Raw genomic sequence first — 19925 nt, 5'->3', positions numbered from 1 at the left:
CAAGGGACTTGCACCATGACGCAGAACCATCCGCCGGCCAACCAGCCGACCGCACTCGCCGCCGAGCAGCAAGCGGTGCTGCACAAGACGCTGCGCCGCTTCGACATCGTCTTCCTGCTCATCGCCGCCGTCGTCGGCCTCGAGACGCTCGGCCAGGTCTCGACCTACGGCGCCGAGGCGTTCACCTGGGCGCTCGTGCTCGCGGTGTTCTTCCTCGTCCCCTACGGCCTGATCTTCGCCGAGACCGGCGCGGCGTTCAGCGAGGAGGGCGGCGCCTACACCTGGGTGCGCGACGCCTTCGGCCGTCCCGCGGCCGCGGTGGCTGCGATCCTCACCTGGGTCACCCAGCCGGTGTGGGTGGGTGGCTCGATGGCTTTCCTGGCCGCGCGGACAGTGAGCACCTACCTCACGCCGCTCGAGCCCGGCTCGGTGGGCGACTACGCCTTCAAGGTCGTCTTCATCTGGATCACCGTGCTGGCCGCGATCGCCAGCCTCCGCAAGGGCAAGTGGCTGCCGACCAGCGGCGCGCTGCTCAAGGTCGGCCTGCTCGTGTTCTTCGTCCTCACCACGATCATCTACGCCGTGAAGCACGGCGTGGTGGGGCTCAGCGCGGGTGACTTCAGCCCGACCTTCCTCGGCCTGTGCGGCTCGGTGCCGATCCTGCTGTTCGCCTACCTCGGCTTCGAGTCGTCCAACAGCGCCGCTGGTGAGATGGAGAACCCGGCGCGCGACGTACCGATCGCGATCTTCCGCTCCTGCGCGACGGCCGCGGCCTGCTACCTGGTGCCGATCTTCGCGATCCTGCTCGTCGTCCCCAAGGACGACATCACCGGCATCGGCGGCCTGCTCGACGCGGTCGGCACCGTCTACTCCGTCTACGGCGGTGCGGCCGACGCGCTGCTCAAGATCACCGCGGTCGGCTTCGTCTACATCCTGATGAGCCAGGGCGCCGCGTGGATGATCATCTCCGACCGCATGCAGGCGATGACCGCGGCCGACGGTTCGTTCTTCGGCGGCTTCTTCGGCCGCTTCCACCCCCGCCTCGGCACGCCGGTCCGGGTCAACCTGCTCTCCGGAGTCGTCGCCACGGCCTTCCTGCTCGTCGCGATGCAGGTCAGCGGCTCGGGTGCCTCGATCTTCGGTGTCGTGCTCACGATCTCGATCTCGACCTTCCTGCTCAGCTACCTGCTCGTCATCCCCGCGGTGATCCGGCTGCGCACCCGCTACCCGGACCGGCCCCGGCCGTTCCGCGTGCCGGTGTCGGACCGCGGCTTCGCGCTGCTGGGCTGGCTCGCATTCGCCTGGATCGTGCTCGGCTCGTGGGTCGCCGTCTTCCCGGGGACCCTGGAGCGGTTGGCGGGCGAGGAGTACGACTTCGTGGAGATCTGGGACGTCAGCCAGCTCACCTTCGAGGCGTTCACGCTCGGCACGCTCGCCTTCCTGCTCGTCCTGTGCGGCGTCGGCTACGTGCTCGGCGCTCCCGTGCGGGCCCGGATGGCTGCGCCGGTCCCCGTTTCCACCGCTCCGTCCACCAGCACCGAGGAGACCTCCCGATGACCGAGCAGCCCACCGTGGCCGCGCCGTACGACGTCCTGTTCGAGCCGGTGCAGATCGGCCCGTTCACGACGAAGAACCGCTTCTACCAGGTGCCGCACTGCAACGGCATGGGCTACCGCGACCCGAGCGCGCAGGCCTCGATGCGCAAGATCAAGGCCGAGGGCGGCTGGTCGGTCGTGTGCACCGAGCAGGTCGAGATCCACGCGACCTCCGACATCGCGCCGTTCATCGAGCTGCGGATCTGGGACGACCAGGACCTGCCCGCGCTCAAGCGGATCGCCGACGCGATCCACGAGGGTGGCGGCCTGGCCGGGATCGAGCTCGCGCACAACGGCATGAACGCGCCCAACCAGCTCAGCCGCGAGACCCCGCTCGGGCCCGGCCACCTGCCGGTCGCGCCCGACACCATCGCGCCGATCCAGGCGCGGGCGATGACCAAGCAGGACATCGACGACCTGCGGCGCTGGCACCGCAACGCCGTACGGCGCTCGATCGAGGCCGGCTACGACATCGTCTACGTCTACGGCGCGCACGGCTACAGCGGCGTCCACCACTTCCTCTCGAAGCGCTACAACCAGCGCACCGACGAGTACGGCGGCTCGCTCGAGAACCGCATGCGGCTGCTCAAGGAGCTCCTCGAGGACACCCTCGAGGAGTGCGCCGGCCGGGCCGCGGTCGCGTGCCGGATCACGGTCGAGGAGGAGATCGACGGCGGCATCACCCGCGAGGACATCGAGGGCGTGCTGCGCGAGCTCGGCGAGCTTCCCGACCTCTGGGACTTCGCGATGGGCAGCTGGGAGGGCGACTCGGTCACCTCCCGCTTCGCCCCCGAGGGCCGCCAGGAGGAGTTCGTCGCCGGTCTCAAGAAGCTCACCACCAAGCCGGTCGTCGGCGTCGGCCGGTTCACCTCGCCCGACGCGATGGTGCGCCAGATCAAGGCCGGCATCCTCGACCTGATCGGTGCGGCCCGGCCCTCGATCGCCGACCCGTTCCTGCCCAACAAGATCCGCGACGGCCGGCTCAACCTGATCCGCGAGTGCATCGGCTGCAACATCTGCGTCTCCGGCGACCTCACCATGTCGCCGATCCGCTGCACCCAGAACCCCAGCATGGGCGAGGAGTGGCGCCGCGGCTGGCACCCCGAACGCATCCGGGCCAAGGAGAGCGACGCCCGTGTCCTCGTCGTCGGTGCCGGTCCCTCCGGGCTGGAGGCCGCGCGCGCCCTCGGCGTCCGCGGGTACGACGTCGTGCTCGCCGAGGCCGGTCGCGACCTGGGCGGCAGGGTGACCCAGGAGTCCGCACTGCCGGGGCTCTCCGCGTGGGGCCGGGTCAAGGAGTACCGCGAGGCCGTGCTCGCCGAGCTGCCCAACGTGGAGATCTACCGCGAGAGCCCGATGAGCGCCGACGACATCGTCGAGTTCGGCTTCGAGCACGTGATCACCGCGACCGGCGCCACCTGGCGCACCGACGGCGTCGCGCGCTTCCACACCACCGCGCTGCCGATCGCCGAGGGCATGCAGGTGCTCGGACCGGACGACCTGTTCGCCGGGCGGCTGCCCGACGGCAAGAAGGTCGTCGTCTACGACGACGACCACTACTACCTGGGCGGAGTCGTCGCCGAGCTGCTCGCGCAGAAGGGCTACGACGTCTCGATCGTCACCCCGGCATCGCAGGTCTCGTCGTGGACCAACAACACCTTCGAGGTCAACCGGATCCAGCGCCGGCTCATCGAGAACGGCATCACGCGCGTCACCGACCACGCGGTCGTGTCCGTCGGCGCCAGCGGCGTCACGGTCCGCGACACCTACGCGAGCATCGAGCGCGACCTGGAGTGCGACGCGGTCGTGATGGTCACCGCGCGGCTGCCGCGCGAGGAGCTCTACCTCGACCTGGTCGCGCGTCGCGAGGCCGGGGAGATCGCGTCGGTGCGGGGGATCGGCGACGCCTGGGCGCCCGGCACCATCGCCGCCGCCGTGTGGAGCGGCCGCCGTGCTGCCGAGGAGTTCGACGCCGTGCTGCCCTCGAACGACGAGGTGCCGTTCCGGCGGGAGGTCACCCAGCTGGCGTGAGGCGCAACTCTGCCGGCTGGGTCGCGCCCGGTACGGCGGCAGGGGACTGCCGCCGTGCCGGGCGCATCTGCATTGCGGGTCGGTCCGGTCCGGTCCCGTCCGGTCCGGTCCGTCAGCGGGCGCGGCCGAGCCGGACGGTGCGGCTGCGCGGCTCGTAGCCGGGCTTGCGCACCGTCACCACCACCGTGACCACCTTCCCGCGCAGGGCGCGGGTGATCCGCAGTCGCGGGGTGGTGGCGCGGGGGAGGGCGCGCTGGCCGGCGTACCACTGGAAGGTGGTGGTGGGGCGCTGCGCCAGCCCCGCGGCGGAGAGCACCGGCCGCCCCACGCGGACGGTGCGCCCCACCCGGGGGGATCCGGAGCGGGCCGGCCAGCGCCGGACCCACGAGGCGGGCATCGGGGCCGGGGCGACCGCCGGGGTGAGCGCGGACCGGGCGGTGGCCGGGCCGGCGAACCACGGGTCGTGCTCGGCGGTCACCGCGACCGAGAGCCGCCGGCCGAGGTCGCTCAGACCGGGGGTGTAGGCCGCGGTCGTGGCGCCGGGGATCGCCGTCGTACCGCGGAACCACTGGTAGCGGTAGGTCAGCTCGCCCGCGCTCGGCCGCCAGGTGCCGGGGCCCGCGGTCAGCCGCGCGCCGTACTCGGCGCGGCCGGAGACCGACGGCGGAGCCGCGTTGTAGGGAGTCGTGTTCTCGATGACCGCGACGGCGGAGTCGGCCGGCGGGCCGGTCGAGGCCCAGGGACCGGCGGGCACGGCGCGGGCGCTGATCCCCGCCTCCCAGCCGTCGTCCAGGCCGTCGAGCAGGTACGACGGCCCGACGGCGCCGTCGATGGCGACGCCGTTGCGGTACCACTGGAAGTCGGTGCCGACCGCGGGGTCGGACCAGACGACGGTGGAGTGCGCGGTCAGGGTCCGGCCCCACTCGTGCGCGCCCGACAGCGTGACGCCGCCGCTGGCGTAGCCGACCGGCAGCTTGAGCGGCAGGGCTCCGGTGTCGATGTCGCCCGTGCGCGCCCAGGGGACCGCCAGCAGTCCGGTCGATCCGGTGCCGAAGTCGGCGCCGCTCGCCCCGGGCGTCGCGACGGTGAGCCCGCCGGTGCCGAACGAGAAGGCGTACCCCTGGCCGGCGGCGTCGACGAACCGGATCGCGAGCCGGTTGCTGCCCAGCGGGTCGACGAGGTCGAACCCGAACGTCCCGGTCGCGTCGAGGACCTGGGCCGGGACGCCGGTGAGGCGGTACCAGCCGCCGGGGATGTTCCAGATCCCGTCGCCCTCGTGCCAGACCTCGGCGCGCAGGCCGGCGGTGGTGCGGCCGGGTGCGGCGACCACGCGGCCGCCGAAGCGGTGGGGGGTGAAGGCCGTCAGGACGGGCGTGGTGCCGAGATCGGTCACGCCGGCGTCGGTCACGGTGACCACGCCCGCGCCGGTGAGGACGTCGTTCGTGCAGATGCCGGTCGCTTGGCCCGGTGCGGTCCACCAGCGGTCCCGGCTGGAGGAGCACGGGTTCATGTCGGACCAGTAGGTCCCGAAAGCGACGTTGTACTGGCCGGGGGCGAGCCCGGTCAGGTCGAACGTGCCGTCGGGGCGCACCCAGGTGCCCGGCGCGCCGACGACGCCGGTGGGGGTGCCCGCGGGGGTGGCGAGGATCCGCACCGCGCGGACGTCGTACCCGTGGGGGACGGTGACGGTGCCGCTGATCGTGCCGGTTCCGGCCGCCTGGGTTGCCGGCGCCGTGGGCGCGGCGGCGCTTGCTAGGGGAGCGAACAGGAGCAGCAGGGCGGCGACGAGGGCGGACGACAGCGCTCTGGCTCGCATCCGCCCATCGTCGCCGCGGTGGCGCGGCTCCGCGTCAGGGTGCGACCCGCATGTTGGCGCGCTGCTCGGCGTCGTACGTCAGGTAGCTGCGGCGCGTCGCGATGTGCCCCGCGACGTGCTTGGCGTCGTGCCACACGCCCCAGATGAAGCTCGAGCCGCGGCGGGAGAGCCAGGGCAGGCCGACGAAGTAGACGCCCGGCTCGGTCGAGATGCCGCGACGGTGGGCCGGCTTGCCGGTCTCGTCGAAGGCGTCGACCTGGAGCCAGGAGTAGTCGACGGCGAAGCCGGTGGCCCAGACGATCGAGGTGATGCCGGCGGCGGCCAGGTCGAGCGTGAGGATCGGGTCGGTGAGGCACGCGGGGTCGGCGCCGAGGACGCGGGCCTCGGGCTCCTCGGGCAGGTCGAGGCCGTTGCGCTCGATGTAGGCGTCGGCCTGGTCGAGCAGCGCGAACAGGTTGGCGTCGCCGGCGGCGACGTTGGCGGCGAGGTCGGTACGGAACGAGAGCACGCCGTCGTCGTACGTGTCGGTCATGCCGACGAGGTTCACGCCCTGGCGGCCGAGCGCCCGGAAGTCGACGGTGTGCCCGCCGCGCGCGCCGCTGACCGCGATGGTGACGTGCTCGGCGCCGGCGGCCGGGGTCTCCAGGTCCCACAGGTCCAGGACGCCGAGCCACCAGCAGAAGTCGCGGCCGCGGTAGCTCCGCGGCGGCCGGTCGTGCGGCCCGACCGAGAGGTAGACCTCGCGGCCCGAGCGCTGCAGCTCGTCGGCGATCTGGACGCCGGACGAGCCGGCGCCGACGACGAGGACGCCGCCCTCGGGCAGCTGGTCCGGGTTGCGGTAGTCGCTGGAGTGGATCTGGGTCGCGACCGCACCCTCGGGCACGATCGGCGGGAAGACGGGACGCTGGAACGGGCCCGTCGCGGCGACCACGAAGCGGGCGTCGATCGTGCCCTCGGAGGTCTCGACCCGGAACCCGGGGCGACCCTCGTGGCGGGTCACCGAGGTGACCTCGACGCCGGTGCGGACGGGCGCGGCGATCTTGCCGGCGTACGCCTCGAAGTAGGCGGCGACCTGGTCCTTGCCGGCGAACCCGTCGGGGTCGACGTCCGGGAACTCCATCCCCGGGAACCGGTCGTGCCAGGCCGGGCCGTTGGCGACCAGCGAGTCCCACCGCCCGGTCCGCCAGCGCTCCGCGATCCGGTCCCGCTCCAGCACGAGGTGCGGCACGCCGTTGTCGCTCAGGTGCTCGCTCATCGCCACCCCGGCCTGCCCGGCGCCGACGACGAGGACCTCGATCTCTTCGCTCGACATCCCAACCTCCCTCTCGAACGGCACTGCTGCCGGAAGCTCGGCACACCTCGTGATGTGCTCTCCCTCGATCCTGGGCCTCCCCGCTCCCTCTGTCCAACAGATGTTGTGGGACCACTACATCGATTCTCCTGATCCAACCGCGCCGCGAAGTGGCGCGTTCCGGCGGGCGAAGGAGCGAGTTCCGGCGGCCGAGGGTGCGCGTTTGGCGGCTGGGGAGGCGGCGCTCGTCGTACGGGTCCCTCGCCCGCCGGACCTTGCTCCTTGGTACGCCGGAACGTGCTCCTTCGCCCGCCGGAACGTGCTCCTTCGGCGGGGGTTGGATTGGGGAAACAGATGGGGGTTGTGGGAAAGATCTGTTGGACACATGGGGTGGGGTGGAGTGGACTGGGGGCATGAGCATCGTCGTCGGCGGGCACACCCGCATCCGTCCGTTCAACACCAGCGTCACCTATCCGGAGCAGAACCTCGACAACGACCTGTGCCAGGCCGTGGTCGCGGGGAACACCGTCTACGTGCGGGGGCAGATCGGGCAGGACCTCGACACCAGCGAGTCGGTGGGGATCGGGGACGTCGAGGCGCAGACCGAGCAGGCGATGGCGAACATCAAGATGCTGCTCGAGGAGGCCGGGGCCCGGATGGAGCACCTGGTCAAGCTGACGATCTACATCATCGACCCGCGCTACCGCGAGACCGTCTACCGGACGATCGGGCGCTGGACCAAGGGTGTCCACCCGATCTCGACGGGCATCGTCGTCTCCGCGCTCGCCCGGCCCGAGTGGCTCGTCGAGGTCGACGCGATCGCCGTGATCTCCGAGGACGCGCAGTGACCTTCTCCGTGCTGGCGACCGACGGCACCGGTGCCGTCGGCATCGCGGTGACCTCGTCGAGCCCGGCCGTGGCCGCGCGGTGCATCCACCTGCGCCCCGGTGTGGGTGGGGCGTCGTCGCAGAACATCACCGACCCCCGCCTCGGTACGGCGCTCCTCGACGCCCTGCAGAGCGGCCTCGACGCGCGGGCGGCCCTCGCCGCCGTCACCGAGGGCCGCGAGCACGTCGAGCACCGCCAGCTCACCGTGCTCTCCCTCGACGGCCGGGGCGCCGCGTACTCGGGCACCGGGTCGCTCGGCGTCCACCACCACGTCGTCGCCGACCAGGTGGTCGCGGCCGGCAACCTGCTGGCCGGTGCGGGCGTCGTCGACGCCGTCGCGGCGGGCTTCGCGGCCGCCACCGGCGAGCTCGAGGAGCGGCTGCTCGCCGCGCTGGAGGCCGGGCTGGCCGCCGGCGGCGAGGCCGGACCGGTCCGCTCGGCGGGCCTGTCCGTCGTCCGGGACGTCGACTGGCGGGTCACCGACCTGCGCGTCGACTGGAGCGACACGCCCATCGAGCAGCTCCGCGAGCTGCTGGAGGTCTGGCTCCCGCAGCGCGACGACTACGTCACGCGCGGGATCGACCCCACCACCGCCCCCTCGTACGGCGTCCCCGGAGACGAGTGACCCCATGACCAAGCAGGCCGCCGCCACCACGATCAGCTCCGACGCCGAGCGCCTCATCCGGCTCTCCGAGCAGCTGCACGCCCACCCCGAGACCGGGTGGGAGGAGCACAACGCCTCACGTTGGGTCGCGGAGGCCCTCGCCGAGTCCGGGTACGACGTCACGCCGGCCTACCTCGGCCTGGAGACGGCGTTCCACGCCACCATCGGCAGCGGCCCGTTCCGCCTCGGCCTCTGCGCCGAGTACGACGCCCTGCCGGGGCTGGGCCACGCCTGCGGCCACAACCTGATCTCGGCGATCACCGTCGGTGCCGCGCGGGCGCTGGCCCCGCTGGCCGATGCCGCGGGCCTGACGATCGAGGTCTTCGGCACCCCGGCCGAGGAGGGCGGCGGCGGCAAGATCGAGCTGCTGGAGCGCGGCGCCTTCCAGGGCCTGGACCTGGCGATGATGGCCCACCCGGCGCCTGTCGACGTCGCCGAGGCGGAGCCGTTCGCGGTGTCCCACTCGCACGTGGAGTACCGCGGCAAGGCGGCGCACGCCGCGGCGTACCCGGAGCAGGGGATCAACGCCGCCGACGCGTTCACCATCGCCCAGGTGGCGATCGGCCTGATGCGCCAGCAGCTCCCGCCGACGGTGCGTGTGCACGGCGTGATGACCAACGGGGGAGAGGCGCCCAACGCGATCCCCGCCCGCACCGAGGGGCGTTGGTACGTCCGGGCCGAGTCGCTCGCCCAGCTCGCCGAGACCGAGGAGAAGGTCTGGCGCTGCTTCGAGGCGGGCGCGCTGGCCACCGGTGCGACCCTCGAGGTGACGCCGGAGAGCAAGCCCTATGCGGAGTTCCGCACCTTCCAGCCGGCGCTCGACGCCTACAAGCGCAACGCCACCGAGCTCGGCCGGGTCTTCGACCCCGGCACCCCCGCGCGCCGGATGAACCGGGCCTCCACCGACATGGGCAACGTCTCGCAGGTCGTCGACGCGATCCACCCCTACATCGGCATCAACTCGGGCGCCGCGCTCAACCACCAGCCCGAGTTCGCCGCGCACTGCGTGGGCGGGGACGCCGAGAAGGCGCTCCTCGACGCCGCGACCGCGCTCGCCTGGACCGCGCTGGACGTCGCGGGGGACGCCGCCCGATGAGCGCCTCGACCCGCACCGAGCACGACTCCCTCGGCCCGTACGACGTCCCGGCCGGTGCCTACTGGGGCGTCCACACCGCCCGTGCGCTCGCCAACTTCCCGATCAGCGGCACGCCCGTGGGCGCGCACCGCGAGCTCGTCGCCGCGCTCGGCGCGGTCAAGCTCGCCGCGGCCCGCGCCAACCACGAGCTCGGCCTCCTCGACGACCGCCGGTACGACGCCGTCGCGGCCGCCGCCCAGGAGGTCCGCGCCGGAGCCCTCGACGAGCACTTCGTCGTCGACGTCATCCAGGGCGGCGCCGGCACCTCGACCAACATGAACGCCAACGAGGTGATCGCCAACCGGGCGCTGGAGATCCTCGGCCTGCCCCGCGGCGCGTACGACGAGATTCACCCGCTCGACCACGTCAACCGCTGCCAGTCGACCAACGACGTCTACCCGACGGCGGTCCGGCTGGCGCTGCTGCCGGCGATCGACCGGCTCGCAGGCGCCACCGGCGCCCTGGCCGACGCGTTCGCCGCGAAGGCGCAGGAGTTCCGCACGGTTCCCAAGATCGGGCGCACGCAGCTCCAGGACGCCGTACCGATGACGGTGGGGCAGGAGCTGGGCGCCTTCGCGACCACCCTGCGCGAGGAGCTCGCCCGGCTCGAGGACTCGCGCGGGCTGCTGTGCGAGATCAACCTCGGCGCCACCGCGATCGGCACCGGCATCACCGCGCACCCGGACTACCACCGCCGCGCGGTCGCGCACCTCGCCGAGATCACCGGCCGGCCCGTCGTCGGCGCCGGCGACCTGGTCGAGGCGACCAGCGACACGGGCGCGTTCGTGCAGGTCTCGGGCGTCCTCAAGCGCGTCGTGGTCAAGGCCTCGAAGATCTGCAACGACCTGCGGCTGCTGTCGTCCGGCCCGCAGGCGGGCTTCGGCGAGCTCCAGCTCCCGGCCCGTCAGGCCGGGTCGAGCATCATGCCCGGCAAGGTCAACCCGGTGATCCCCGAGATGGTCAACCAGGTCGCCTTCTGGGTGATCGGCAACGACCTCACGGTGACGATGGCCGCCGAGGGCGGTCAGCTCCAGCTCAACGCGTTCGAGCCGGTGATCTGCCACGGGCTGCTCCAGGGCTTCGCCTGGACGGCGTCCGCCTTCGACGCGCTGCGCGAGCTCTGCGTCGACGGCATCACGGTCGACGCGACCAAGCTCGCCGCGGTCGCGGCCGGCAACGCGGGTCTGGCCACGGCGCTCACGCCGCTGCTGGGCTACGCCCGGTCGGCCGAGATCGCCAAGGCGGCGCTCGGTGGCGAGGGCGTGGTCCGCGACCTCGCGCTGGCGACGGGCGGCGTGGACGCCGACGTCCTCGACGCGCTGCTGCGCCCCGAGACGCTCGCCAACCTCGACCACTGAGACTGAGCACGATCGGCCGCGGTGCGGCAGGATGTCCGCCATGGCGGAGGTCGGCTTCACCCTGACGCAGCTGCGCTACTTCGCCGCGGCGGCCGAGCAGGGCAGCATGACGGCGGCGTCGCGCCAGCTCATGGTCTCGCAGTCGGCGATCTCGACCGCCGTCGCGCAGCTGGAGAAGGAGCTCGGCGTCCAGCTCCTGCTGCGCCACCACGCGCGCGGGCTGACGCTCACCGCCGCGGGTGAGGAGTTCTACCGCGAGCTGCGCAGCTACCTGGTGCACACGACCGAGCTCGCCGAGGTCGCCCGCTCCGCGGGCCAGGCGCTCGTCGGCGACCTCAGCATCGGCTGCTTCACCACGCTCGGGCCGTTCGAGCTGCCGCGGCTGCTCGCGGCCTGCGAGGACGAGCACCCGGGCATCCGGATCTCGGTCGTCGAGGACGAGCACGCCGCCCTCAAGAACGCCCTGCGCTCGGGACGGTGCGAGCTCGCGCTGCTCTACGGCTACGACCTCGACGACGACATCGACCACGTCCGGATCGGCGTCGCCGCGCCCTACGTGCTGGTGGCCAAGGGGCACCGGCTCGCGCGCCGCAAGAAGGTCGCGCTGGCCGAGCTCGGCGAGGAGCCGATGGTGCTGCTCGACCTGCCCCACAGCGGGCCCTACCTGGAGCGGGTGGTGACCACGGCCGGCGTACGGCCGGTGATCCGGCACCGCTCGGCGGGCTTCGAGACCGTGCGCGCGATGGTCGCCAACGGCCAGGGCTGGTCGGTCCTCAACCAGCGCCCGGCCAGCAGCACGACGTACGACGGCGCGGAGGTCGTCAACCTCGAGATCTCCGACCCCGTCGAGCCGCTCGAGATCGTGCTGGCCTCGATGAAGGGCGTACGACTGACCTCCCGCGCGCAGGCGTTCGTGCGTTCCTCGGTGCGTGAGGTACGCCGGCGCGCGGGAGGCCGGTAGGCGTCGGAGCGGGGGCCGTCAGGCCGCGGTCACCGCACCGCTCAGCTCGCTCGGGGCGAGCTTCCGGCCGCGGGCCAGGAAGTAGTAGACCGGTCCGGTGGCGACCAGGCCGATGATCCAGCTCAGGTCCGCGCCGCCGAGGTTGTCCGAGATCGGCCCCGTGTAGAGCGGGGTGTTCATGAACGGGATCTGCACGAGGATGCCGATCACGTAGGCCGTGATCGCCTGCGGGTTGAACCGCCCGTAGATGCCGCCGTCGGCCGCGAAGATCGAGTCGAGGTCGTAGTTGCCGCGGTGGATCAGGTAGAAGTCGATCAGGTTGATCGCGGTCCACGGCACGAGCACGACCAGCAGCGCGAGCACGATGTCGACGAAGTGCGAGATGAAGTCGCCGGAGACGCCGATCGCGAAGTACGCCGCCGCGGCCATCACGACGCCGGACAGGACCACGCGGGTGCGGGCGGTCGGGATCCAGCGGGCGACGAAGGTCTGCACGCAGGTGATCATCGAGAGCACCGTGCCGTAGAGGTTGAGCGCGTTGTGGCTGATCACCGACAGCAGGAACAGCACGAGCAGCGGCGTACCGAGCGAGCCGGTGGTGTCGCGCACGCCGGTCATCACGTCGGTGCCGGGGACCATCGCGAGGGCGACGATCGCGCCGAAGGCGAAGGGCAGGATCGAGCCGAGCGTGCAGCCCAGGTAGGTCGCGTTGAACGTCGCCCGGACGCCGACCTCGGCCGGCAGGTAGCGCGAGTAGTCCGAGACGTAGGGCGCGAAGGCGATCTGCCACAGCGCGGCCAGCGAGACCGTCGCCAGGAAGCCGGCGGTCGTGTATCCGCCCCGGCTCCAGAAGTCGCCGGGCAGGCCGGACACGAAGATCGCGCCGATGGCGAGCACGATGCCGATGCCCAGGACCCAGGTGGCGATCTTGTTGAGCGCGTGGATGAACTTGTAGCCGATCACGCAGATCAGCCCGGAGCCCAGCGCGCCGAGGATGATGCCGGTCGAGACCGGGACCGGGTCGGCGATGCCGTGCAGCGACTGGCCCGCGAGCACGATGTTGGAGGCGAAGAACGCCAGGTACATCACCGCGGCGATGACGACGACGATCAGGGCGCCGTAGGAGCCGAACTGGCCGCGGCTCTGGATCATCTGGGGGATGCCCATCTGGGGCCCCTGGGCCGAGTGCAGCGCCATGAAGATGCCGCCGACGAGGTGGCCGACGACGATGGCGACGAGGCACCAGAACAGGTCGAGCCCGAACACGGTGACGCCGGCGGCGCCGGTCACGACGGGCAGCGGGGCGATGTTCGTCCCGAACCAGAGCGTGAAGAGGTCACGCACCTTGCCATGGCGGTCCTCGGGTGGGACGTAGCCGATGGTGTGCTTCTCGACGACAGACTGGTCAGACATGGTTTCAACTCCAAGTGTGAGGCGCAGCACCATGGTGCGGACCCCCGGAGTCACCTGGCAAACGAATCCTTTTGGCTCAAGTCATCGGTTGAGCCGATGGGGCGGGGCTGGGGGATTCGCCGGTCGACCGGCGAAACTCACGCCTGACCGACGAAGGTTCAGCGGCCAAGCGCGAGATTCGCCGGTCGACCGGCGAATCTCGCGCACGATCCAGCCCGCTCACGCGTCGAGCTGGAGCAGCCCGGCCCGGAGCAGGGCCAGGTCGTCGGCCGAGGACGGGTCGAGCCCGACCAGGTCCTGGATGCGCCGGAGCCGGTAGTCGACGGTGTTGGGGTGCACGCTGACGGCCGCCGCGGTCTGCGGCCGGCTCTGGCCGGTCGCCAGGTGCGCGCGCAGCGTGGCGACGAGGTCGGGCCGTTCGGCCAGGGGAGCGAGCCGCTCGCGCAGCAGCGCCGTGACCGGCCCCGGACGGGAGAGCTGGTAGTCGAGGAGGACGTCGTCGACGGCATAGCTGCCCGGCGGCCGCGCGGTGCGGACGACGAGATCGAGGACGTCGCGCGCCTCGTCCAGCGCCGCGGGCACCTCGGCGACCGGGCGCACCGCGCGGCCCGCCCAGACGTCGGCCGCGGTGGCCGTGCTCAGCCGTGCGACCAGGGCCGCGATGTCGGGCGGCGGCAGGTCGTCGCCGGGCGTGTGCGGCAGCAGGAGCAGGCCGCCGCGGGGGTCGAGCTCGAAGAGCGGCACGTTGACCCGGTCGTCGGTGAGCGCGGCCCGTACGGCGCGCAGCCGGCGCCGCGCGGCGACGGCCGCGGACCCGGCCGGGTCGCCGGGGCCGGGCGGCTCGATGCGCAGCGCCACGACGACATAGCTCTCGGGCAGGGTGATGCCGACGGTGGCGGCGACCTGGGGGACGTCGGTGCCGGACAGGAGCGCGGTCAGGAGCGAGGTCCGCACCGACTGGCTCTCCTCGCCGCTCATCCGCAGCTCCTCGAGGTAGGCGCCGGCCACCCGGACCAGCACGTCGGCCAGGTGGTCGAGCACCGCGCGCCCCATCCGGCGCAGCGTCGCGCCGTCGGCCGGGCCGGCGCCAGCGGTGACGGTGTCCCAGGCCGTGGCCGCACCGGTCAGGTAGGCCTGGTGCACCAGGCCCAGCGGGATGCCCTCCTCGGCCCGCCGGTACGCCGACGCGGTGACCGCCGCCAGCGTGCTCTCGGCCGCTCCGCGGCCGACCAGCCCGGCCTCGAACGCCTCGAGGTTCTCGCGGACCACGGCCCGGATGTCGACGGACAGCAGGTCCGGCGGCAGGTCGGCGTACGCGGGGATCTGGCGGACGATCTCGGCGACCACCTCGTCGACGAGGCGGTGGCGCCGGGTGCGCAGCAGGTCTGCGACGGGTCGCCCGCCGAGCGTGAGGTCGTCCACTTGTGAAGGATCACAAAGGCGGCTCCCGAATTCCAGAGCCGGGCCAGTCGTGCTGGGCTGTGAGCGCCGCCACACTCCTGGAAGACCTTGTCACCGCATCCCAACGGGAGGGAACGATGAAGACCCCACGAGCACCCCACGCGCGGCCCGGGTGGAGGGCCCGCGTCGCCAGCCTCGGCGTCACCGTGCTGGCGACGGCGACGGCGGTGGTCGCGGCCACCGCGCCCGCCGCGCCCGCGGCTCCGGCCGCTCCCGCGGCGGCACCAGCGGCCCCGAGCAGCGGCTGGAACGACTGGGGCTGTCGCCCCTCGGCCGCGCACCCGGAGCCCGTCGTCCTCCTGCACGGGCTGGGGGGCCAGGCAGTGAGCAACTGGTTCTACCACGGCACCCGGCTGGCGGCGGCCGGCTACTGCGTCTACTCCACGACCTACGGCCAGGGCGCGTTCGGCGACCTCGTCGGCGGGCTCGGCTCGATGCGCACGAGCGCCCGGCAGGTCGACGCCTTCGTCGACCGGGTCCGTACGGCGACCGGCGCCGCGGAGGTCGACCTGGTCGGCCACTCCGAGGGGACGACGGTCGCGGCGTACTACCTCAAGTACGAGGGCGGTGCGGCCAAGGTCAAGGACTTCGTGGGCTTCGGCTCCAACTACCGCGGCACCTCGCTGAGCGGCCTCGGGACCCTGGCCAAGGCGGTGCTGCCGCTGCTGCCGGACGTCACCGAGTTCGTGCGATCGCAGTGTGCGTCGTGCCTGGAGTTCCTGGGGCCGAACGCCTTCCTCGACGACCTGGCCCGGGGCGGCTTCACCGTCCCCGGGGTGGCCTACACCAACATCATGAGCCGCTACGACACGGTCGTGACGCCCTACACGAGCGGCCGGATCGACGAGCCGGGCGTGACCAACATCGTGCTGCAGGACCGGTGCGGGCTCGACCTGTCCGGTCACCTCGCGATGGCGGTCGACCCCAACGTGAACCTGCTGATCCAGCGGGCGCTGGACCCGCAGGCCCCGCCGCCGTTCAGGTGCCGGCCGGCACTGCCGGCGCCGTTCTGAGCGCCGGCGCGGCGAGTGCCGCGCGCAGCGCGCCGCCGTCCTCGTCCGCGAGGGCGGCGGCGCGCAGCCGGGCCAGCTCGGCGGCGGCGCCGGAACGCCCGGCGAGACCGTCGACGGCCTCCATGAGCAGCCCGAAGCTCTCCTGGCCGTGGTGGTGCGTGGCGCCGTAGCCCTTGAGCACGCGCTGGCACTCGACGATCTCGCGGGCCAGGTCGGCGTCGGTGGCGGCCGCGGCGACGGCCCGGTCGAGCCAGGCGTCGATGGCGACCTGCTCGCGGCCGAAGCGCAGCGAGCGCGGCCGCAGCGGGCGGAACCGGGCCATCATCCAGAGCAGGGTGAAGCCGATGATCCCGGTCGTGTTGACCACGATGCCGTTGCGGGTCACCTTGCCGACGACCTTGGCGAAGAACGACGATCCGGCGAGCCAGCGACCCAGACGGGTGGGCAGGGTGTCGGTGATCTCCTCGACCTGGGGGTGCAGGTACTCGCGCACGTTGACGAGCTGACCCGGCGCGGCCTTGGCCTCGGCGCGCACGCCCTCGATCCGGCGGCGCCGGATCTTCTGCTGGGCGACGTGGATCGTGTCCTGGTAGGTCATCCAGAGCCCGACGTGCCGGGCGGCCTCGGTGGTCAGCGCGGCCTCGCCCTCGGCGTCCGGGTCGACCGCGGCGAGCCGCGCGACCCGGGCCAGGTAGCGGTCGGCGTAGGAGGGGTCCTGGTAGACGGCCGTGCGCACGCAGCCGTGCAGCAGCATCGAGCGGGCGGCGACCGGGAAGGCGCTCGCGACCCGGGCGGCCTGGGGCTGCAGGTGTGGCCCGACGAGGTGGCCGGGGTGGGAGCGGGCGATCTCGTCGCGGCGGCGCTCCTCCTCGGCGGCGGCCTCCTCGGCGGGGTCGACCGGGCGGCGCCGCCCGATGGTGACGGGGACCGGTCCGCTGCCGGCCGGGCCGGACGCGGCGGCGGGTGCGGGGAGGGGGACGGGCGCGGGGCGGCCCGCGGCGTCGTACCCGGAGGCGAAGGCGGCGAGCGAGGCGTCGACGCCCTTGCCCGAGGCGCGGATGGCGTCCTCGAAGCGCTCGCGCTCGAAGGGCAGCTCGCCGGAGCCGGCCAGCGCGCCGAAGAGCGCCGCGCTGATCACGCTGCGGGCGTCCTCGGCGAGCTTCATGAAGTCGGCCGCGATGAGCCTGCGTGAGCCGGCGTGCGCCGCCTCCAGCAGGCCGTTGCTGTCGACCCGGCCGTCGCCGAGCGCGAGCCGCTCGTCCATCGAGTAGACCCGGTTGGTCGAGGCGATGAGCGTGGTCCGGTCGGGCGTGGAGAAGCCGCGCTGGACGGCGCGTCCGGCCTCCATCAGCTCGGAGGCGATGACGACGTCGACCTCGCCGGGCGTGGGGAACAGGCTCAGCACCGGCTCCGCGCGGACGCCGGCAGGCCGCTCGCCGACCGACGGCGGGTAGAGCTCGACGTAGTAGACCGTCGCGCCGGTGCGCTGCGCGACGCCCGCGACGGAGGTGTTCTGCGCGTGGTAGCCGGCCTTCTCGCCGACCGCGACGATCCAGTCGGCGAGGACGCCGCCGCCCTCGCCGCCCATGGCCAGGATCGCGATCGTGAGGGGCCGCTGCCCGCCGGTCCAGCTGGTCGTGGTCGACATCAGGCCGCCACCTCCGGGGTGATCTCGTAGCGTGCCGCGCGGCGCTCGACGCCACGGGTGAGGAAGCCGATCCAGCCGCCGCGCGCCTTGCTCAGCACGCGGTCGCGCCAGGTCGGGTTGTAGACCAGGTCGGTCCGGTAGAACGACGGGCACAGCGACGCCGCGTGCGCGTTGGCGCCGCACACCCCGCACCCGACGCAGGAGTCGAGCACGGTGGCGACCGGGTCGGTGCGCATCGGGTCGGGGTTGGCCTTGATCGTCAGCGACGGGCAGCCGGAGACCCGGATGCACGCGTGGTCGCCGGTGCAGGTGTCGGCGTCGACGCCGAAGCGCTCCTTGACGACCCGCTTGCCCTCCTTGATCGCCTTGGCGCGCTGGGGCTTGACCCGGCGCTGCCGGTTGAGCTGGCACTCGCTCTGCGCGACGACGACCTTGGGGCCGGCCTCCTTGGTGGTCAGCGCCTTGACGAAGACGTCGCGCAGGGCGCCGATCTTGTAGGTGTTGCTGACCGTCCTGACCCAGTTGACGCCGACGCCGCGGACGGCCTTCTCGATGGGGTGCTTGGTCGAGCGCAGCACGCTGTCGGCCTGGGACGAGAGCACGTCCTGGCCGCCGGTGGCGGCGCTGTAGGCGTTGTCGACGACGAGCAGCAGCTGGTCGTTCTGGTTGAAGACCGCGTTGCCGACGCCGCTGGTCAGGCCGTTGTGCCAGAAGCCTCCGTCGCCCATGACGGCGATGGTGCGGCGGTCGGCGTCCTTGGAGTTGAGTGCCGCGGCGCCGGCCGAGCCCAGGCCGTAGCCCATCGTGGTGGCGCCGAGGTTGAACGGCTCGTTGATGGCGAACAGGTGGCAGCCGATGTCGGCGCTCACGTGGTGCTGCTTGCCGGTCTCCTTCTCGGCCAGCTTGAGCGCGCTGAAGATCGGGCGCTCCGGGCAGCCGGTGCACAGCCCCGGCGGCCGCGGGCGTACGACGGCCGCGTCGACCCGCGGCGCGAACGGGCTGCGCGGGTCCTCCTCGGGCATGAGCAGCGCCGGGCTGCTCCGCACGACGTCGGGGACGTACCTCTGCAGGAAGGCGTCGAGCCCGCGGGTCACGGCGGCCGCGGTGTACTCGCCCGCGACCGGGAGCAGGTCCTTGCCGTGCAGCGCGACCGGAGAGCCCGCGCGGCGCAGGATGGCGTTGAGGTTCTGCTCGATGTAGTCGGGCTGGCCCTCCTCGACGAGCAGCACCGCGCGCTTGTCGGCGCAGAAGTCGAGGATCTCGTCGTCGACGACCGGGTAGGTCACGTTCATGACGTAGACCGGCACCTGGGTGTTGCCGAAGGCGTCGGAGCAGCCGAGCAGCTCCATCGCCCGGTTGAGCGTGTTGTAGACGCCGCCCTGGACGATGATGCCGACGTCGGAGGTGCCCGCACCGAGCACCTCGTTGAGGCCGCGGGTCTTGATGAACTCGACGGCGGCGGGCCAGCGGTCCTCGATCTTCTCCTTCTCGTGCAGGAAGCTCGCCGGCGGCAGCACGATCCGGTCGAGCTGGCGCGCGGGGTTCTCGATCGCCTCGGTCACCGTCATCGGCGGGCGCTTGTTGTCCTTGGCGGTGAACGTGCCGTAGAGGTGGCACGAGCGCAGCCGGAGCTGGAGCATGACCGGGGTGCTGCTGGCCTCGGACAGCTCGAAGCCCGCCTCGACGGCGTCGACGATGGCGCTGATGTTGGGGCGCGGGTCGAGCAGCCACATCTGCGACTTCATGGCGAAGGCGTGCGAGCGCTCCTGCATGATGCTGGAGCCCTCGCCGTAGTCCTCGCCGACGATGACGAGCGCCCCGCCGGTGACGCCTCCGCTGGAGAGGTTGGCGAGCGCGTCCGAGGCGACGTTGGTGCCGACCGTCGACTTGAACGTGATCGCGCCGCGCAGCGGATAGCTCACCGACGCGGCGAGCATCGCGGCGGCGGTGGCCTCGGAGGCGCTGTTCTCGAAGTAGACCCCGAGCTCCTCGAGGATCTCGTGCGCGTCGCCGAGCACGTCCATCAGGTGCGAGATCGGCGCGCCCTGGTAGCCGCCGACGTACGCCACTCCGGACTGCAGCAGGGCCTTGGTGACGGCGAGGATGCCCTCGCCGGAGAAGGACGTGCCCTCTCCGGCGCGCAGCTTGAGCACCTCGTGGGCGAAGGACCGCTCGGCCATCGTTGATCTTCCTTGTCGTGGTGGTGGGAGGGGGCGACGCGCGGGCGCGCGGTCACTCCAAGGTGGTGCCCGCCTCGGGGCCTTCGAGGAAGACGTTGGGCTTGAGGAAGACCGCGATGAGCAGCGCCCCGTCGGGCGAGGTCGCGCTGTGCTGGTTGCCCTTGGGCCGCCACGAGAAGTTGCCCGCGGTGGTCTCGCCCTCCAGGTCGACGATGCTGCCGCTGAGGACGTACGTCTGCTCGATCTCGACGTGCTCGTGCAGGGGGAGCACGGCGCCGGGCTCCCACTTGAACAGCGCGGTGAGCAGGCCGGTCTCGGGCTCGCGGAGCAGCGTCTTCATCGAGATGCCGTCGAAGCCGGTGGGCTGCCAGGGCAGCTCCTCGACCTGGACGTAGCGCGAGGCCAGCGGCGGCAGCGCGTTGAGGTCGTCGGCATAGGGGGTGATGGCGGGCACGGAGCGGTCCTTCCTCG

At 72.5% G+C, this 19925-nt stretch carries 15 protein-coding genes; 8 read left to right on the top strand and 7 right to left on the bottom strand.

Annotated features, from left to right (window positions below; translation table 11 throughout):
- Nucleotides 1–15 precede the first annotated feature (15 nt).
- Both M0M48_RS13070 and M0M48_RS13065 read left to right on the top strand, forming a co-directional pair.
- On the top strand, nucleotides 16–1557 hold the full coding sequence (locus tag M0M48_RS13070; protein WP_257751477.1) for an APC family permease: 1542 nt from the start codon (nucleotides 16–18) through the stop codon (nucleotides 1555–1557).
- On the top strand, nucleotides 1554–3626 hold the full coding sequence (locus M0M48_RS13065) for an oxidoreductase (RefSeq protein WP_257751476.1): 2073 nt from the start codon (nucleotides 1554–1556) through the stop codon (nucleotides 3624–3626). Before M0M48_RS13070 ends, M0M48_RS13065 begins: the two co-directional genes overlap by 4 nt.
- Nucleotides 3627–3738: 112 nt before the next feature.
- Here M0M48_RS13065 and M0M48_RS13060 read toward each other — a convergent pair whose 3' ends face one another.
- Nucleotides 3739–5442, bottom strand: coding sequence for a hypothetical protein (locus M0M48_RS13060; RefSeq protein ID WP_257751475.1), 1704 nt, complete (start codon nucleotides 5440–5442; stop codon nucleotides 3739–3741).
- A gap of 34 nt (nucleotides 5443–5476) precedes the next feature.
- Nucleotides 5477–6754 (bottom strand): flavin-containing monooxygenase, encoded by a 1278-nt coding sequence (locus tag M0M48_RS13055; RefSeq protein WP_257751474.1) that lies wholly within the window; start codon nucleotides 6752–6754, stop codon nucleotides 5477–5479.
- Nucleotides 6755–7146: 392 nt separating this feature from the next.
- Between M0M48_RS13055 and M0M48_RS13050 the strand changes: the two genes are divergently transcribed.
- The 5 genes from M0M48_RS13050 to M0M48_RS13030 are packed head-to-tail and all read left to right on the top strand — an operon-like array spanning nucleotide 7147 to nucleotide 11739.
- Nucleotides 7147–7581, top strand: a complete 435-nt coding sequence (locus M0M48_RS13050; RefSeq protein WP_038679670.1) for a RidA family protein — start codon at nucleotides 7147–7149, stop codon at nucleotides 7579–7581.
- Nucleotides 7578–8246 carry a DUF1028 domain-containing protein gene (locus tag M0M48_RS13045; RefSeq protein ID WP_257751473.1) on the top strand — a complete coding sequence of 223 codons (669 nt, stop codon included), beginning with the start codon at nucleotides 7578–7580 and terminating at the stop codon, nucleotides 8244–8246. The genes M0M48_RS13050 and M0M48_RS13045 overlap by 4 nt, the downstream gene beginning before the upstream one ends.
- Before the next feature lie 4 nt (nucleotides 8247–8250).
- Entirely contained in the window at nucleotides 8251–9381 is a 1131-nt protein-coding gene (locus M0M48_RS13040; RefSeq protein ID WP_257751472.1) for a M20 family metallopeptidase, read from the top strand.
- A complete protein-coding gene (locus tag M0M48_RS13035; RefSeq protein WP_257751471.1) occupies nucleotides 9378–10778 on the top strand; it encodes an aspartate ammonia-lyase in 1401 nt (466 codons plus the stop codon). Before M0M48_RS13040 ends, M0M48_RS13035 begins: the two co-directional genes overlap by 4 nt.
- 40 nt (nucleotides 10779–10818) lie before the next feature.
- Nucleotides 10819–11739 carry a LysR family transcriptional regulator gene (locus M0M48_RS13030; RefSeq protein WP_257751470.1) on the top strand — a complete coding sequence of 307 codons (921 nt, stop codon included), beginning with the start codon at nucleotides 10819–10821 and terminating at the stop codon, nucleotides 11737–11739.
- Nucleotides 11740–11757: 18 nt separating this feature from the next.
- Here the strand turns inward: M0M48_RS13030 and M0M48_RS13025 are convergent, their stop codons facing one another.
- Nucleotides 11758–13152, bottom strand: coding sequence for a purine-cytosine permease family protein (locus tag M0M48_RS13025; RefSeq protein ID WP_215812996.1), 1395 nt, complete (start codon nucleotides 13150–13152; stop codon nucleotides 11758–11760).
- Between the two features lie 219 nt (nucleotides 13153–13371).
- Nucleotides 13372–14574, bottom strand: coding sequence for a PucR family transcriptional regulator (locus M0M48_RS13020; protein ID WP_257751469.1), 1203 nt, complete (start codon nucleotides 14572–14574; stop codon nucleotides 13372–13374).
- A gap of 116 nt (nucleotides 14575–14690) precedes the next feature.
- Here M0M48_RS13020 and M0M48_RS13015 point away from each other — a divergent pair, with 116 nt between their 5' ends.
- The gene (locus M0M48_RS13015) at nucleotides 14691–15626 is read left to right on the top strand and encodes an esterase/lipase family protein (RefSeq protein WP_257751468.1); all 936 of its coding nucleotides are present in this window, start codon (nucleotides 14691–14693) and stop codon (nucleotides 15624–15626) included.
- Here the strand turns inward: M0M48_RS13015 and M0M48_RS13010 are convergent.
- From M0M48_RS13010 to M0M48_RS13000, 3 genes are read right to left on the bottom strand one after another with little or no spacing between them, the layout of a single operon-like run.
- Nucleotides 15592–17274: an indolepyruvate oxidoreductase subunit beta family protein gene (locus M0M48_RS13010; RefSeq protein WP_257751467.1), complete on the bottom strand. Its 1683-nt coding sequence runs from the start codon at nucleotides 17272–17274 to the stop codon at nucleotides 15592–15594. The genes M0M48_RS13015 and M0M48_RS13010 overlap by 35 nt on opposite strands.
- On the bottom strand, nucleotides 17274–19454 hold the full coding sequence (locus M0M48_RS13005) for an indolepyruvate ferredoxin oxidoreductase subunit alpha (protein ID WP_257751466.1): 2181 nt from the start codon (nucleotides 19452–19454) through the stop codon (nucleotides 17274–17276). Before M0M48_RS13005 ends, M0M48_RS13010 begins: the two co-directional genes overlap by 1 nt.
- Before the next feature lie 52 nt (nucleotides 19455–19506).
- Nucleotides 19507–19908 (bottom strand): cupin domain-containing protein, encoded by a 402-nt coding sequence (locus M0M48_RS13000; protein ID WP_215813001.1) that lies wholly within the window; start codon nucleotides 19906–19908, stop codon nucleotides 19507–19509.
- Between the last annotated feature and the right edge of the window lie 17 nt (nucleotides 19909–19925).

The organism is Pimelobacter simplex, from assembly GCF_024662235.1.
Classification (GTDB): Bacteria; Actinomycetota; Actinomycetes; order Propionibacteriales; family Nocardioidaceae; genus Nocardioides.
The sequence above is the reverse complement of the archived record's forward strand: the minus strand, read 5'-3'. Positions and strand labels throughout refer to the sequence as shown.

Excerpts from the sequence above, each read along its gene's own strand:
- M0M48_RS13055 (WP_257751474.1), bottom strand. The coding sequence starts at position 6,754 with ATGTCGAGCGAAGAGATCGAGGTCCTCGTCGTCGGCGCCGGGCAGGCC.
- M0M48_RS13005 (WP_257751466.1), bottom strand. The coding sequence starts at position 19,454 with ATGGCCGAGCGGTCCTTCGCCCACGAGGTGCTCAAGCTGCGCGCCGGA.
- M0M48_RS13060 (WP_257751475.1), bottom strand. The coding sequence starts at position 5,442 with ATGCGAGCCAGAGCGCTGTCGTCCGCCCTCGTCGCCGCCCTGCTGCTC.
- M0M48_RS13035 (WP_257751471.1), top strand. The coding sequence starts at position 9,378 with ATGAGCGCCTCGACCCGCACCGAGCACGACTCCCTCGGCCCGTACGAC.
- M0M48_RS13025 (WP_215812996.1), bottom strand. The coding sequence starts at position 13,152 with ATGTCTGACCAGTCTGTCGTCGAGAAGCACACCATCGGCTACGTCCCA.
- M0M48_RS13010 (WP_257751467.1), bottom strand. The coding sequence starts at position 17,274 with ATGTCGACCACGACCAGCTGGACCGGCGGGCAGCGGCCCCTCACGATC.
- M0M48_RS13030 (WP_257751470.1), top strand. The coding sequence starts at position 10,819 with ATGGCGGAGGTCGGCTTCACCCTGACGCAGCTGCGCTACTTCGCCGCG.
- M0M48_RS13040 (WP_257751472.1), top strand. The coding sequence starts at position 8,251 with ATGACCAAGCAGGCCGCCGCCACCACGATCAGCTCCGACGCCGAGCGC.
- M0M48_RS13070 (WP_257751477.1), top strand. The coding sequence starts at position 16 with ATGACGCAGAACCATCCGCCGGCCAACCAGCCGACCGCACTCGCCGCC.
- M0M48_RS13015 (WP_257751468.1), top strand. The coding sequence starts at position 14,691 with ATGAAGACCCCACGAGCACCCCACGCGCGGCCCGGGTGGAGGGCCCGC.
- M0M48_RS13050 (WP_038679670.1), top strand. The coding sequence starts at position 7,147 with ATGAGCATCGTCGTCGGCGGGCACACCCGCATCCGTCCGTTCAACACC.
- M0M48_RS13065 (WP_257751476.1), top strand. The coding sequence starts at position 1,554 with ATGACCGAGCAGCCCACCGTGGCCGCGCCGTACGACGTCCTGTTCGAG.